The organism is Pseudonocardia sp. NPDC046786 (genome assembly GCF_040645415.1).
Taxonomy (GTDB): Bacteria; Actinomycetota; Actinomycetes; order Mycobacteriales; family Pseudonocardiaceae; genus Pseudonocardia; species Pseudonocardia kongjuensis.
The window spans coordinates 13,440-27,625 of record NZ_JBEYYF010000015.1 but is presented as its reverse complement, the minus strand read 5'-3'; the positions used below and the strand labels follow the sequence as shown (position 1 = coordinate 27,625).

Here is a 14,186-nt window from a genome sequence, read left to right as displayed (position 1 = left end):
GCCGTCGCGGTACTCGTCCTGCGTCGCTCAGCGCCGGGCCGGGTCGACCGTGACCGGCTCGCGCCGGGCCTCGTGGTGGTTGGCATTGCGCGGGGTGGCGAGCACCTGGCGGGTGCGGTCGTCCAGCGCGGCCGAGTCGGACAGCGCGCCGCTCGCGGCCAGGGTGTGCTCCAGCGCGTCGAGCCAGTGCAGGTAGTAGCTCCACGGCTCGCCGCCCTGGCCGGCCTCCCACTGCCGGATCGAGTCGATCAGCGACAGCTGGAACTCGCTCCACTCGTAGTGGCCCTCGTGGTAGGCGGCCACCGCCATCGCGAACGCCCGCAGCTCCCACGGCTCGGAGAACGGCCGGTCCGCGCCCGGCATGTCGCACACCAGCTTCTCCACCCGGCGCCGGGCGTCGCCCAGCTCGGTGGTGTCGGTGCGGACCCCGGTGCCGCCGGTGCCGATCATGCGGCGGACCCCACCGGCAGCGGCGCGCCGACGCCGATCATCGAGTCCCGGGTGACCAGCGCGGCGAGCTCCTCCTCGGACAGGTTCTCGCTGCCGGCCGGGCGCTGCGGCAGCACCCAGTAGCGCAGCTCGGAGCTGGAGTCCCAGACCCGGATCTCGACCGCGTCGGGCACCGGGAATCCGAAGTCCTCGGCGAGCACCGTGCGCGGCTCGCGCACGATCCGGGCCCGGAACGGCGGCGCCTTGTACCAGTTCGGCGGCAGCCCGAGGACCGGCCACGGGTAGCACGAACACAGCGTGCAGACGATCACGTGGTGCACGGTGTCGGTGTTCTCGACGACCACCATCTCCTCGCCCTGCAGGCCGCCGATGCCCAGCTCGCGGCAGGCGGCGGAGGCGTCGGCGAGCAGCCGCTCCTTGAAGGCCGGGTCGGTCCACGCCTTCGCGACGACCTTCGCCCCGAGCTGCGGGCCGACCTCGTTCTCGTAGACCTCGGCGAGCCGGTCCACGGCCGCGGTGGTCATCACGCCCTTCTCGATGAGCAGCGCCTCCAGGGCCTTGACCCGGGCGGTGATCTCTTCCTGCGAGCTGAGGCGGGTGTCGGTGCGGATCTCGGTCATGGTCAGGCTCCCTGGGGGACGGTCGCGGGGGCGGGGCTCAGGTAGGGCTCCCACACGTCGAAGTAGTTGGAGCCGTTCGGGTCGGCGGTCTCCGGGCCCCACAGCTCGGCCGCGGTGAACCGCACGGTGTAGAGGTGCTCCGGGCAGTCGCCGAGCCCGTTGCCCGCTGTGTCCGGGTACAGGTAGGTGCCGTGCGCGGCGGTGACGACGCCGCGCTTGCCGCGGATGTAGCGGGCCCGGCGGGTGTGCCCGAACGGGCTGTCGTCGGAGACGACGATCTCGTCGCCGACCGAGAACTGCGCCTTCCGGTCGGACTCGCGGTGCGCCGGGAACCCATTGGTGACCGCCCAGTCGACGAACTCGACGATCTCGGTGTCGGTCTCCCGCTCGGGCAGCGGGGCGTCCGGGTTCTCCAGGTAGTAGCGGGTGCGCTCGGCGAGCTCGGCCGGGTCGAGCAGGCCGGCGGCCTCGGCGTAGTGCTCGACGGCGTGTGCCCAGTGCTCGTAGTAGTTGGAGAGCAGGTACTCGGCCGGGTCCATCTTCTCGATGCCGTGCCGGAACTGGTCGACGTTGAACAGTCCGGCCCGCGCGCTCTGCGCGAACATCGAGAAGGCGATCTTCTCCCACTCGGCGCGGAACACCGGCTCGGCCATGTGGTCGTTCTCGACCTTGCCCAGACCGTCGGTTCCGCCGAGATCGAAGACTCCGTTCACTGCTGTCCTCCCACGGTGGTGAGCGCCGGCGGGGCGGGGAAGCCGCCGACGGCCTGCTCGAAGGTGTGTGCGACGCGCAGTACGGTCGCGTCGTCGAAGCGCTTGCCGACGATCATCAGCCCGGCCGGCAGCCCGTCCACCAAGCCGGCCGGCACGCTCGCTGCCGGGTGCCCGGTGACGTCGAACGGGGCGCAGTTGCCGACCATCCCGAGCGCGGTGGGCAGGTAGCTGTCCAGGTCGGCGTCGAGCCCGATCAGCTCCGGGGCGGTGTAGGGCAGGGTCGGCATGACCAGCACGTCGTAGCTGCCCAGTGCGGCGTCGTAGGCGGCGCGCAGGTCGAGGGCCAGGTTGCGGGCCATCGCGTAGTACGACCCGCCGCCGTGGCCGAAGGTGTAGCCGCCGGACAGGCCGACCAGCTTCACCGTCTTGGACAGCTCCGCACCGCGTTCGATCCGCTGCCGCGCGTAGTGCGCGATCAGCTCGGGATCGTAGAGACCGGGGTAGTTCATCCCGTAGGCGTTGCCGGCCACCATCTGGTAGGCGGCGCCCTCGGTGGCGATGACGTTCCAGACCGCCATCCCGTCGAGGTGCCAGGGGATCGACACCTCCTCGGCGGTCAGCCCGGCCCCGCGCAGGGTGTCGATCGCCTCCCGCACGGTCCGGTCGACGCCCGGGTCGCTCTCCGGGCGGCCGAAGCCCTCGGTGACGATCCCGACCCGCAGCCCGGCCGCCGACGTGCCGAGTGCGGCGAGGTAGTCGACCGGCTCCAGCGAGGTGGGCTGGCGGGCGTCGAGCCCGTCGACGCCGGCGAGCACGCCGAGCATCAGCGCGGCGTCGGTGACGGTCCGGGTGATCGGCCCGAGATGGTCGATCGTCGCCTCGATCGGGAACGCCCCGGTGTAGGGCACCAGACCGTGCGTCGGCTTGTGCCCGACCGTGCCGGAGAACGCGCTGGGGATGCGGATGGAGCCGCCCTGGTCGCCGCCGACGGCCAGATCGACCGCGCCGCTGCCGACCAGCGCGGCACTCCCGCTCGACGAGCCGCCGGACACCCGCGACGGGTCCCAGGGGTTGCGCACCGGCCACGGCCGGGAGGTGAAGCTGGCACCGGAGAAGCACAGGTCCTCGCAGACCGCCTTGCCGGTGATCGTCGCCCCGGCGGCGAGCAGCCGGGTCGCGACGGTGGCGTCCCGGCGCGGGACGAAGCCCTCGACGGTCGCCGAGCCGTTGGTCATCGGGACCCCGGCGAGCGAGATGTTGTCCTTCAGGGCGACGGTGCGCCCGGCGAGCGGGCCGTCCGCGGCGCCGGGCACCGAGGTCGTCACGTACCAGCCGCCGAGCGGGTTGTCGGCCGGTTCGGCCCAGGCGCGCTCCGGCGCCTCGGGGGCCGACGCCCGGTACAGCTCCTCGACCCGGTCGGTCGCGCTCAGCGTCGCGGTCACGGCGGGGAGGAACTCGGCGAGCTCGGCCTCGGACAGTCCGAACGCGTGCTGGGAGTTGATCGCCGCGAGCCGGGCGGGATCAGGGGGTGGCAGTGCCATGGAGCAGAACTCCTCACGTGCTGTGGATGCGAGAAAGCTAGGGAGTCCGCCCTGTCGTGTCAATGTTTGTCGACGCGTTGACAGGAGTTCTGATCTGGACGTCAACCGCCCGTCATCCGGGTGAGATCAGGACCGCCCCTCGGTATCGGACGCCGGCCCCCCCGACCGCACGATCCGTGGGACGCTGCCCGGGTGGTCCCGGTCGCGGACCACCGTCGCGTCGCGGGAGGAACGGTGCAGATGGACGGCCCGCTCCGGAGCCGGGCGGCGGTGGGCGTGCCGGTCGACGACCCGGGCCTGCCGCACCGGCGGGCCTAGCCGTGCGCCTGGGCGCGCTGCTCGCGCACCTGTCGGACGCGCCGCCGTACCCGGTGGTCGGGTGGGCGCGCCGGCTCGCCGCCGCCGGGTTCCGGAGCCTGTGGGCACCCGAGATCATCGGGCGCGGCCGGCTGGTCCCGGACCCGTTCGCGGCGCTGGCGGCCGCGGCGGCCGCCACCTCGGACGTCGAGCTGGGGACCGGCACGGTGCAGGTTCCGCTGCACCATCCCGCCGAGCTCGCGCACCGGATGCTCTCGCTGCAGGCGGTGTGCGGCGACCGGCTGTCGCTCGGGGTGAGCCCGGGCTCGACCCGCAGCGACTACGCCCTGCTGGGGTGCGACCACCGGGGCCGTTTCCGTGCCTTCGACGAGAACATGGTCCGGCTGCGGGCACTGCTCGCCGACGGTGGCGACGCGCAGGCCCGGCTCGCCGACCCGCCGCGCGGCGGCCGCCCGCCGCTGCTGCTCGGCTCGTGGGGAGCGAACGTCGAGAAGGCGGCCCGCCACTTCGAGGGCTGGCTCGGCTCGGCGTTCCGCGTCACCCCCGACGAGCTGCTCGCCGCGCACGACCGGTTCCGGGCCGCCGGTGGCCTCCGCGCCGTCGCGTACGCGATCCCGGTGCCCGCGGGCGCCGATCTCGGGCCGATCGGCGAGCAGCTGCGCCGCTATGCCGGCGCGGGCTTCGACGACGCGGTCGTGGCGATCGCGCCGGGCGGGCCGGACCCGGAGCGGGTGCGGGCACTGCTGCCCTGAGCCCGGCGGGCCGCCGCACGGCCCGCGCCCTCATCGGCGGCGGCCCGGAGGGGTCCGCGCGGCGCCGGTCCGCACCGTGCAGTCGCTGTCCGACATCGACCCGAACGTGGCCCCGCGCGCCGCGGCCAGGTGCAGCGGCTGCTCCACGTGATGACGGCCGTCCAGGGCGATCGTGCCGCGCGGCACCTCGAACCGGCCGTGGCGCATCTCGTCGGCCACCGGTGTCGGGTCGGTGGTCCGGACCTGCCGGGCCGCGGCCGCCCACACGTGGATCGCCTCGAACATCGACTCGGACAGGCTGGACAGCGGCGGCGCCCAGCGGCCGAACCGCTCGCGGTAGCGCTGCAGCAGCGTCCCGTTGCGCTCGGTCTGCAGGTGCTGGAAGTAGCCGGACACCCCGTGGATGCCCTCGGACGCCTCGAACCCGATCCGCTCCAGGGTGGCCTCGTCCATCGCCGGGCCCAGGCTGACGGTGCGCTCGCGCAGGCCCATCGCATGGCACTGGCGCTCGAACGCGGCGGCGTCGGCGCCGACGAAGGTGTCCAGCACGATGTCCGCACCGGACGCGGCGATCCGCTCGATCAGCGGGCCGAAGTCGCGGGCGCCGAGCGGGGCGTACCCCTCACCGACCAGCACCGCGCCGTTGCCGGGCAGCACCTCCCGGGCGATCCGGTTCACCGTCCGCGGCCAGACGTAGTCGTTGCCGGCGAGGAACCAGCGCCGCCCGCCCGACGACCGCATCACCGGGCCCGCCGCCAGCGCGATCTGGGTCCACGGCCGCTCGCCGAGCCGGATCCGCAGCCGCGACTCGCCGCCGCCCTCGTTCATGTTGGTGTGCACGACCAGCACGTCGTGGCCGGTCAGCGCCGAGGACACCGCCTGGTAGGTCGCCGACGTCGTGGTCAGGAAGATCGTCCGGCAGCCCGCGCGGGCCAGCCGCAGCGCCTCCAGCGCGCCGGTGCCGGGATCGGTCGCGTCGTCGGCGTGCAGCAGCTCGACCGGCCGCCCGCCGATCCCGCCCGCGACGTCGATCTCGTCGACGGCGAGCACGGCGGCGTTCGCGACGGCCGAGGCGAACACGCTCCCGGAACCGGACCGGCTGGTGAGGGCGCCGATCCGGGGGCCGGTGGCGGCCCGGTCGCGCACCGGGTGCCCGCGCCGGCGCATCAGCCACTCCAGGCCCTGCGCGTCGATGTGCGCGTCGAGCCGGATCCGGGTCCCGCCGGGGGCCACGGTGAAGCGCAGCCGGATCCGGCCGCGCCACGGCTGGTCGTGGGTGATGGTGATGCTGTCCGGCCTGCGCAGGTCGCTGATCCGGCCCAGGACGTCGACCGGCGGGCCGTCGCCGATCGGCGCCCGCAGGGTGATCGGCTCGCCGAGCGCGACCCGGTCGCAGGACGCGCCGAACAGCCAGCCCCCGCCGTCGCGGCCGAACCGGTCGAAGACCACCTCGGGTGCGACGGCGGCGAACTCCTCCACCGCGACCGCGATCGTCCCCATGCCGGTGGGTGGGTGGCCGTCAGCGGGATCCGTCGGCGCGCCGGGTCATCCGGCCGCCTCCCGGCGCGCCGGCTCCCGGTGCCCGGCTGCGCTCTCGGCGGCGGACCGGGCCTCGCCCAGCGACGACTGGAACAGGTTGCGCAGCAGCGCGATCACGTCGGCCGCGGCACCGCCGGGCTCGATCGCGTAGTAGCGGAACCTGCCGGACCGGCGCTCGCTGACCAGGCCGGCGATCCGCAGCACCCGCAGGTGGGTGGAGACCGCGGTCCGGCCGACCGTGGTGATCCGGTCCGCCAGCTCGCCCGCGCTGCACTCGTCGCTCTCGGAGAGCACCGCCAGGATCCGGCGGCGGACCGGATCGGCGAGCGCGTCGAAGGCGAGACCGGCGTCCCGGTCGCCCGCGCCGAACGCGTCAGACGCGTCAGGATCCGTTGACATGGTACGGAGTCTAGCCGGAAGCCGTCCGGACCCCTTCCCTCCGGCGCGGGAATCGGTATCGTCCTGCGGACAACTGAAGACCGGGCCGTACGAGCCCGCGCGGAAGAGACCTGTCGCACGACCGGGCAGGCACCGGAGGAGCAAGCACCCCGCCAAACTCTCAGGTACCCCACACCGCACGGACCAGGCCACTCTGGAAAGCAGGCGTCGGACACGCCTCGCCGATGGTGAAAGCCGGTCGTGCACCGGTGAATCTCTCAGGCTCGGGACAGAGGGGGACCGTGTGGGCGGCACCGCCCACGCGTCTGCCCCGGGGTGAGCACCACGATGACCCAGACCGAGACCCAGACCGAGACCCAGACCGACACCGCGACCCGGACCGGGCCGAGCGAGCGCGAGCTGCTGCGTTCGGTGCTGCACGACACGCACGTCGCGCTCGGCGCGACCTTCACCGGCTTCGCCGGCTGGACGATGCCGGTCCGCTACGGCGGCGACCTCGCCGAGCACCACGCGGTGCGCCGCGCGGCCGGCCTGTTCGATCTCTCGCACATGGGCGAGATCCACGTCGAGGGCCCGGCCGCCGCCGCGGCGCTGGACGGCGCGCTGGTCGGCGACCTCGGCGCGCTGGCGCCCGGCCGGGCCCGCTACACGATGCTCTGCGCGCCGGACGGCGGCGTGCTCGACGACCTGGTCGTCTACCGGCTCGCCGCGGAGCACTACCTGGTCGTCGCGAACGCGTCGAACCGGCTGCTGGTGGCCGCCGAGCTGGGCGAGCGCTGCGCCGGCGACGGCGTGCGGATCACCGACCGCTCCGCGGACACCGCGCTGGTCGCCGTGCAGGGCCCGGCGTCCGCGGCGATCATCGAGACCGCGACCGGTGCGCCGGTCGGCGACCTGCGCTACTACGCGGCCCGCCCGGCCACCCTCGCCGGGCACCAGGTGCTGCTGGCCCGCACCGGCTACACCGGCGAGGACGGCTTCGAGGTCTACGTCGGCACGATGGGCGCGGCCGCCGTCTGGGAGCGGCTCACCGCGGCCGGGACCGGGCACGGGCTGGTGCCCTGCGGACTCGCCTGCCGCGACACGCTCCGGCTGGAGGCCGGGATGCCGCTGCACGGACACGAGCTCGGCCCCGGCCGCTCGCCGTTCGCGTCCGGCCTGGGCCGGGTCGTGAAGTTCGGCAAGGAGGCCGACTTCGTCGGCCGCGCCGCGCTCGCCCGCGAGCGGGACACCCCGCAGGCCCGGGTGCCCGCCGGGCTGCGCGGCAGCGGCCGGCGCGCGCCGCGGGCCGGCCATCCGGTGCTCGACGGCGCCGGGGCCACGGTCGGCGAGGTGACCAGCGGCGTGCTGTCCCCGACCCTGGGCCACCCGATCGCGATGGCGTTCGTCGACCGGGCCGTGTCCGGGCCCGGCACCGCGCTCGTCGTCGACGTCCGCGGCCGGCCCGAGCCGGTCGAGGTGGTCGGCCTGCCCTTCTACACCCGTCCCGAGTGAGAGGATCCGACATGTCCGTCCCTGACGACCTGCGCTACACCGAGCAGCACGAGTGGGTACGGGTCGAGGGTGGCACCGCCACCGTCGGCATCACCGCACACGCCGCCGAGGCACTCGGCGACGTCGTGTTCGTCCAGCTGCCGGCCGCGGGCGACACCGTCATCGCGGGCGAGGCCTGCGGCGAGATCGAGTCCACCAAGTCGGTGAGCGACCTGTTCGCCCCGCTCGGCGGGACCGTGACCGTGGTCAACGACGCCCTCGACGACGCGCCGGAGACCGCGGGCGAGGACCCTTACGGCCGCGGCTGGCTGTTCCGGGTCGAGCCCGGCGACGACGGCGTCCCGGAGCTGCTGACCGCCGCCGAGTACCGCTCGCTGACCGGGGAGGGTGGCGCGTGAACAGCACCTTCGGCGCGTCGCTGGCCGACGCCGATCCCGAGGTCGCGAAGGCCGTCGACGCCGAGCTGGCCCGGCAGCGCGACACCCTGGAGATGATCGCCTCGGAGAACTTCGCCCCGGTCGCGGTGCTGGAGGCGCAGGGCTCGGTGCTCACCAACAAGTACGCCGAGGGCTATCCCGGCCGCCGCTACTACGGCGGCTGCGAGCACGTCGACGTCGTCGAGCAGCTGGCGATCGACCGGGCCCGCGAGCTGTTCGGCGCCGAGTACGCCAACGTGCAGCCGCACTCCGGCGCGCAGGCCAACGCGGCCGCGATGGCGGCGCTGCTGCAGCCCGGCGACGGCCTCCTCGGCCTCGACCTGGCGCACGGCGGGCACCTCACGCACGGCATGAAGCTCAACTTCTCCGGCCGGCTCTACCGGGTCTCGGCCTACCACGTGGACGCCGTGACCGGGCTCGTCGACATGGCCGAGGTCGAGCGGGTCGCCCGCGCCGAGCAGCCGAATATGATCATCGCCGGCTGGTCGGCGTACCCGCGCGAGCTGGACTTCGCCGGGTTCCGGCGGATCGCCGACGAGGTCGGCGCGCTGCTGATGGTGGACATGGCGCACTTCGCCGGGCTGGTCGCCGCCGGCGAGCACCCGAGCCCGGTGCCCTACGCCGATGTCGTCACCAGTACCACCCACAAGACGCTCGGCGGCCCGCGCGGCGGGCTGATCCTGGCCCGCGCCGAGCACGCGAAGAAGCTGGCGTCCGCGGTGTTCCCCGGCCAGCAGGGCGGCCCGCTCGAGCACGTGATCGCCGCCAAGGCGGTCGCCCTGCGGATCGCCGGGACCGAGGAGTTCGCCGAGCGCCAGCGGCGCACCGTGCAGGGCGCCCGGCTGCTCGCCGAGCGGCTGGTCGCCGCGGACTGCGCGGACGCCGGCATCCGGGTGCTCACCGGCGGCACCGACGTGCACCTGGTGCTGGTCGACCTGGTGAACTCCGAGCTGGACGGCCGGGCCGCCGAGGACCGGCTGCACGACGTCGGGATCACGGTGAACCGCAACGCGGTGCCGTTCGACCCGCGGCCGCCGATGGTCACCTCCGGGCTGCGGATCGGCACCCCGGCGCTGGCCACCCGCGGGTTCGACGCCGACGACTTCCGGGAGGTCGCCGACATCGTCGCCGGTGCGCTCGCCCCCGGGTTCGACGCCGCGCGGGCGACCGCCCTGCGCGAGCGCGTCGCGGCCCTGGTCGCTCGCCGCCCGCTCTACCCGGGGCGCTGACCAGATGCCCGTGCCGGTCAGCGTCTTCGACCTGTTCTCGATCGGGATCGGCCCGTCCAGCTCGCACACCGTCGGCCCGATGCGGGCCGCGGCACGGTTCGTCACCGGCCTCGCCGAGGACGGCCTGCTGCCCCGCGTCGGGCGGGTCCGGGCGGAGCTGTTCGGGTCGCTGGGCGCGACCGGGCACGGGCACGGTAGCGGTCCGGCCGTGCTGCTGGGGCTGCTCGGGGAGCGCCCCGAGACCGTCGACACGACCCGCGCGCCGGGCATCGTCGCCGCGATCGGGGAGTCCGGGCGGCTCCGGCTCGGCGGGACGCACGAGATCGCGTTCTCGGCGTCCGACGACGTCGTGCTGCACCGCCGCCGATCGCTGCCCGAGCACCCGAACGGGATGGAGTTCCGGGCCTGGGGTGCGGACGGCGGCGAGCTGCGGGCCCGCACCTTCTACTCGGTCGGCGGCGGGTTCGTGCGCGGCCCGGCCGGACCGCCGGACGGGCCCGCCGCCGATGCCGGACCGGTGCCGTCCCCGTCTCCGCTCCCGTACCCGTTCCCGTTCCGCAGCGGTGCGGACCTGCTCGCCATCTGCGCCCGGACCGGTCTGCCGGTGAGCGGTGTGATGCGCGGCAATGAGCGGGTGCACCGCGACGACACCGCGGTCGACGACGGTCTGCTGCGGATCTGGGCGGTCATGCAGGACTGCGTGCGCAACGGGTGCGAGCGCGACGGCGTGCTGCCCGGTGGCCTGCGGGTCCGCCGCCGCGCGCCCGGCCTGCACCGGTGGCTGCTGGCCGCCGGCCGGGAGTCCGACCCGCTGCACGTGATGGACTGGGTCAGCCTGTTCGCGATGGCGGTCAACGAGGAGAACGCCTCCGGCGGCCGGATCGTCACCGCCCCGACCAACGGCGCCGCCGGCATCGTCCCGGCGGTGCTGCACTACTACCGCCGGTTCGTCCCCGGCGCCGACGACGCCGGTGTGGTCCGCTTCCTGCTCACCGCAGGCGCGATCGGGTCGATCATCAAGGAGAACGCCTCGATCTCCGGCGCCGAGGTCGGTTGCCAGGGCGAGGTCGGCTCGGCCGCCGCGATGGCCGCGGCCGGATTGACCGAGGTGCTCGGCGGGACCCCGGAGCAGGTGGAGAACGCCGCCGAGATCGCCGTCGAGCACCACCTGGGCCTGACCTGCGACCCGGTCGGCGGGCTGGTCCAGATCCCGTGCATCGAGCGCAACGCGGTCGGGGCGGCGAAGGCGATCCATGCCGCCCGGATGGCGCTGTACGGCGACGGGACGCACGTGGTGTCGCTGGACAAGGCGATCAAGACGATGCGCGAGACCGGCGCGGACATGAAGGTGAAGTACAAGGAGACGTCGCGCGGTGGGCTGGCGGTCAACGTGATCGAGTGCTGATTCGAGCGCTGATCGGCCCCGGGACGGCGGTCGCCGCCGCCCCGGGGGGCTACTCGACGACCGCGCCGTGCACCGCCTCCGCGAGCTCGACGAAGCTCGCCCACTCGGCGAGCAGCGCGGCGAACTCGGGAGCCTTGCCGGCGGCCCGGTACTCGTCGATGTCGGTCACCTCGATGACCTCCAGGTAGGCGATCGACGGGGTCCCGGCGCCGTCCAGGGTGCCGTCGATCCGGGTGACGTCGTAGCTCAGGATCGCCGGGCAGGCCCGGGCGACCGGGTAGTCGCTGCGCCGGATCCACTCCTCGTAGGCGGCCGGCTCGACGCCCGGCAGCAGCCGGTTCAGGAAGTACACGCGGTGGGTCACGGGAGTTCTCCTCAGAGGGGGGACGGCGGCCGGTTCACAGCCGGGGGAGCACCTCGCGGGCGGCGAGCTCGGCGATCCGGCCGGCCTCGGGCGCCGGGAACAGCCAGAGCCCGACCGAGTCGGATCCGGCGTCGAGCAGGGCGCGCAGCTTCTGCACGCACTCGTCCGGGTCGCCGGCGACGGCGAGATCGGAGATCCACTGCTCGGGCAGCGCGTCGGCCAGCCCGTCCGCGCCGACCTCGGCGAGCAGCGCGGTCAGCTCGTCCTGGATCCCGGGGACCCGGGACAGCGCGGTGTCCGGCATGGCGGACAGGTAGAACGCGACCGACTCGCGGACGGCGCGGCGGGCGACCTCCCGGTCGTGGTCGACGGAGAACAGCGCGTAGGTGACCAGCCGGTGGTCGTCGGTGCGGTCGGCGGTCTTGCGGCCCTCGTCGATCCGGGCCCGGGCCCAGCGGACGTAGTCGGTGCCCGACAGCGTGGACAGCACCGTCCCGTCGGCGATCTCGCCGGACAGCCGCAGCCCCTTCTCGTTCACCACACCGGTGTAGAGCGGCACCCGGGTGGCGGTCGGGTGGGCCAGCTCGATCCGGTGGAACCGGTAGTGGCCGTCCTCGGTGACCTGCTCGCCGTCGCAGAGCCTGCGCACCGCGCCGACGCACTGGCGCAGCGCCGACAGCGCGCGCGGCGGCATGATGCCCATCTGGTCGAGCCAGGCCGGGACGCCGTGCCCGATGCCGCCGTAGATCCGGCCCGGGAACAGCACGTCGAGGGTGGCCAGCTCCATCGCCAGGATCGCCGGGTGCCGGGCGGACGCCGACACGATCCCCAGCCCGAGCGGGATGTCGGTGGTCGCCGACAGCGCGGCGGCGGCCCCGGCCATCCCGCCGGAGAAGAAGCAGTCCTCGGAGAACCACAGCTCCCCGAAACCCAGCTGCTCGGCGGCGCGGGCGGTCGCCACGATGTCCCCGGGAGGCATGTGGCTGCCCAGCACCAGGCCGACGGGGGAACGGGCGGCGCTCACCGGTTCGGTCCGGACGGGCGGGTACACGGCGGTTCGGTCACGGGGCCTCCAGTCCGCACAGGATCGTCGTCCGACCCTAGGTTCGCCGTTGCGTACCGGTCTCCGTCATATCCACCGAGGCGGGGGCCGAAGTTGTGCACGATGCCCAGCGGTCCGGAACCGGACGTTCCTCCCTGACACGCAGCACGAAAACCGCGCGATCTTCGGGCGGAACGCACAGGAGTGGCCCCGCCCCGCTCTCTAGCGTCGGAGCCCGGCGCACCCGGATCCGGAGCGCGTCCGGCACGACAACGGAGGGGCCATGCGCATCGGCATCGACGTGGGTGGGACCAACACCGACGCCGCACTCATCGACGGGCGGACCGTGCTCGCGGAGACGAAGACCGCGACCACCGAGGACGTGACGTCCGGTATCGCCGACGCGCTGGCCGCCCTGCGGGCCGCCGCGGGACACGATCCCGCCTCGGTGCAGGGCGTCATGATCGGGACGACGCACTTCGTCAACGCGCTCGTCGAGGGCCGCGATCTCGCCCCGACGGCGGCGGTGCGGCTCGGCCTGCCCGCCACCCGGGCGCTGCCGCCGATGTCGGGCTGGCCCGAGCGGCTGGTCCGGGCGGTGCGCGGGCGCAGCTACCTGTGCCACGGCGGGCACGAGATCGACGGCCGGACCATCTCCCCGCTGCGCCGCGACGAGCTGGAACGCGCCGCCGAGGACATCCGCCGCCGCGGGCTGCGCGCCGTCGCCGTGTCGTCGGTGTACTCGCCGGTCAACGCGGAGTTCGAGATCGAGGCCGCGGAGATCCTCGGCGCGCTGCTGCCCGGCGTCACGATCAGCCTGTCGCACCTGATCGGCCGGATGGGCCTGCTGGAACGGGAGAACGCGACCGTCGTCAACGCGGCGCTCGGCGAGCTCGCGGTCCGGATCTGCGCGGGCCTCGGCGCGACCGTGGCGGCCGCCGGCATCGACGCCCCGCTGTACCTCAGCCAGAACGACGGCACCCTGATGGACGTCGAGCACGCCCGCCGGTTCCCGGTGTCCACGTTCGCCTCCGGCCCGACCAACTCGATGCGCGGGGCGGCGTTCCTGTCCGGCTCGGGCGACTGCGCGGTGGTCGACGTCGGCGGCACCACCACCGACGTCGGCATGCTGCGCAACGGGTTCCCGCACGAGGCGGGCACCGAGATCAGCGTCGCCGGGATCCGCACCAACTTCCGGATGCCCGACGTGCTGTCGATCGGCCTGGGCGGCGGGAGCCGGGTGCGCACCGATCCGCTGCGGATCGGCCCGGACAGCGTCGGCTACCGGCTGACCCGGGAGGCGCTCGTGTTCGGCGGTGACACGCTGACCTGCACCGACGTGGCGGTCGCCGCCGGGATGGCGGACATCGGCGACGCCCGGCTGGTCCGCGGGCTGGATCCGGAGCTGGTCGCCGTGGTGCGCGAGCGGATCGGCGAGTCGATCGGCGCCGCCGTCGACCGGGTCCGGACCTCCGGCGCGACGACCACGGTGGTCGCCGTCGGCGGCGGCAGCATCCTCGTGCCCGACACACTTGCCGGCGTGGGCCGGGTGCACCGACCCGAGCACCACGCCACCGCCAACGCGATCGGCGCCGCGACCGCCCAGATCGGCGGCGAGGTCGATCGGATGTGCTCGGTCGGCCCCGGCCAGCGGCAACGGCTGCTCGACGAGGCCAAGCAGGAGGCGGTCGGCAAGGCCGTCGCCGCCGGGGCCGCACCGGGCAGCGTGCAGATCGTCGACGTCGATGAGGTCCCGCTCGCCTACCTGCCCGGCAACGCCACCCGGATCCGGGTCAAGGCAGCGGGCGATCTCGTGCTGACCGGCTGAGCCGCCGAGCTGCCGAGCTGCCGGACCCCCACACCCACCCCGATCCCGGAGACGC

The 14,186-nt window shown here is 74.3% G+C and carries 14 protein-coding genes and 1 riboswitch; of the genes, 6 read left to right on the top strand and 8 right to left on the bottom strand.

Translation table 11 applies throughout. The features are described 5' to 3' along the window. Window positions 1-27 precede the first annotated feature (27 nt). The 4 genes from ABZ881_RS19045 to ABZ881_RS19030 are packed head-to-tail and all read right to left on the bottom strand — an operon-like array spanning window position 28 to window position 3,324. Window positions 28-450 carry a nitrile hydratase accessory protein gene (locus ABZ881_RS19045; RefSeq protein WP_358486266.1) on the bottom strand — a complete coding sequence of 141 codons (423 nt, stop codon included), beginning with the start codon at window positions 448-450 and terminating at the stop codon, window positions 28-30. Further along, entirely contained in the window at window positions 447-1,070 is a 624-nt protein-coding gene (gene nthA, locus ABZ881_RS19040) for a nitrile hydratase subunit alpha (protein ID WP_358486264.1), read from the bottom strand. Before nthA ends, ABZ881_RS19045 begins: the two co-directional genes overlap by 4 nt. A gap of 2 nt (window positions 1,071-1,072) precedes the next feature. Next, window positions 1,073-1,783: a nitrile hydratase subunit beta gene (nthB, locus tag ABZ881_RS19035; protein WP_344021298.1), complete on the bottom strand. Its 711-nt coding sequence runs from the start codon at window positions 1,781-1,783 to the stop codon at window positions 1,073-1,075. After that, window positions 1,780-3,324 carry an amidase gene (locus ABZ881_RS19030; RefSeq protein ID WP_358486263.1) on the bottom strand — a complete coding sequence of 515 codons (1,545 nt, stop codon included), beginning with the start codon at window positions 3,322-3,324 and terminating at the stop codon, window positions 1,780-1,782. Before ABZ881_RS19030 ends, nthB begins: the two co-directional genes overlap by 4 nt. Window positions 3,325-3,644: 320 nt before the next feature. Between ABZ881_RS19030 and ABZ881_RS19025 the strand changes: the two genes are divergently transcribed. Further along, on the top strand, window positions 3,645-4,394 hold the full coding sequence (locus tag ABZ881_RS19025; RefSeq protein ID WP_358486261.1) for an LLM class flavin-dependent oxidoreductase: 750 nt from the start codon (window positions 3,645-3,647) through the stop codon (window positions 4,392-4,394). A 30-nt stretch (window positions 4,395-4,424) separates the two neighbouring features. On the opposite strand, the gene ABZ881_RS19020 is transcribed toward ABZ881_RS19025, so the two are convergent. Further along, on the bottom strand, window positions 4,425-5,894 hold the full coding sequence (locus ABZ881_RS19020) for a substrate-binding protein (RefSeq protein WP_358486259.1): 1,470 nt from the start codon (window positions 5,892-5,894) through the stop codon (window positions 4,425-4,427). A gap of 45 nt (window positions 5,895-5,939) precedes the next feature. Continuing rightward, window positions 5,940-6,332: a metalloregulator ArsR/SmtB family transcription factor gene (locus tag ABZ881_RS19015; RefSeq protein WP_358486258.1), complete on the bottom strand. Its 393-nt coding sequence runs from the start codon at window positions 6,330-6,332 to the stop codon at window positions 5,940-5,942. Between the two features lie 183 nt (window positions 6,333-6,515). Continuing rightward, a riboswitch (glycine riboswitch) is annotated at window positions 6,516-6,614 on the top strand. 45 nt (window positions 6,615-6,659) lie between these two features. Between ABZ881_RS19015 and gcvT the strand changes: the two genes are divergently transcribed. The 4 genes from gcvT to ABZ881_RS18995 are packed head-to-tail and all read left to right on the top strand — an operon-like array spanning window position 6,660 to window position 10,897. After that, complete coding sequence (gcvT, locus tag ABZ881_RS19010; protein ID WP_358486256.1) at window positions 6,660-7,826, top strand: glycine cleavage system aminomethyltransferase GcvT; 1,167 nt, start codon at window positions 6,660-6,662, stop codon at window positions 7,824-7,826. An 11-nt stretch (window positions 7,827-7,837) separates the two neighbouring features. Continuing rightward, window positions 7,838-8,224, top strand: coding sequence for a glycine cleavage system protein GcvH (gene gcvH, locus ABZ881_RS19005; RefSeq protein ID WP_358486254.1), 387 nt, complete (start codon window positions 7,838-7,840; stop codon window positions 8,222-8,224). Beyond that, complete coding sequence (gene glyA, locus ABZ881_RS19000; RefSeq protein WP_358486251.1) at window positions 8,221-9,492, top strand: serine hydroxymethyltransferase; 1,272 nt, start codon at window positions 8,221-8,223, stop codon at window positions 9,490-9,492. The genes gcvH and glyA overlap by 4 nt, the downstream gene beginning before the upstream one ends. 10 nt (window positions 9,493-9,502) lie before the next feature. Further along, complete coding sequence (locus ABZ881_RS18995) at window positions 9,503-10,897, top strand: L-serine ammonia-lyase (RefSeq protein WP_358486434.1); 1,395 nt, start codon at window positions 9,503-9,505, stop codon at window positions 10,895-10,897. A 49-nt stretch (window positions 10,898-10,946) separates the two neighbouring features. Here ABZ881_RS18995 and ABZ881_RS18990 read toward each other — a convergent pair whose 3' ends face one another. Together ABZ881_RS18990 and ABZ881_RS18985 are read right to left on the bottom strand one after the other, a co-directional pair. Then, window positions 10,947-11,261, bottom strand: coding sequence for a hypothetical protein (locus ABZ881_RS18990; RefSeq protein WP_358486249.1), 315 nt, complete (start codon window positions 11,259-11,261; stop codon window positions 10,947-10,949). Window positions 11,262-11,295: 34 nt separating this feature from the next. Beyond that, a complete protein-coding gene (locus ABZ881_RS18985) occupies window positions 11,296-12,285 on the bottom strand; it encodes an LLM class flavin-dependent oxidoreductase (RefSeq protein WP_358486247.1) in 990 nt (329 codons plus the stop codon). Window positions 12,286-12,586: 301 nt separating this feature from the next. Here ABZ881_RS18985 and ABZ881_RS18980 point away from each other — a divergent pair, with 301 nt between their 5' ends. Then, window positions 12,587-14,131 (top strand): hydantoinase/oxoprolinase family protein, encoded by a 1,545-nt coding sequence (locus ABZ881_RS18980; RefSeq protein ID WP_358486244.1) that lies wholly within the window; start codon window positions 12,587-12,589, stop codon window positions 14,129-14,131. Window positions 14,132-14,186: the final 55 nt, after the last annotated feature.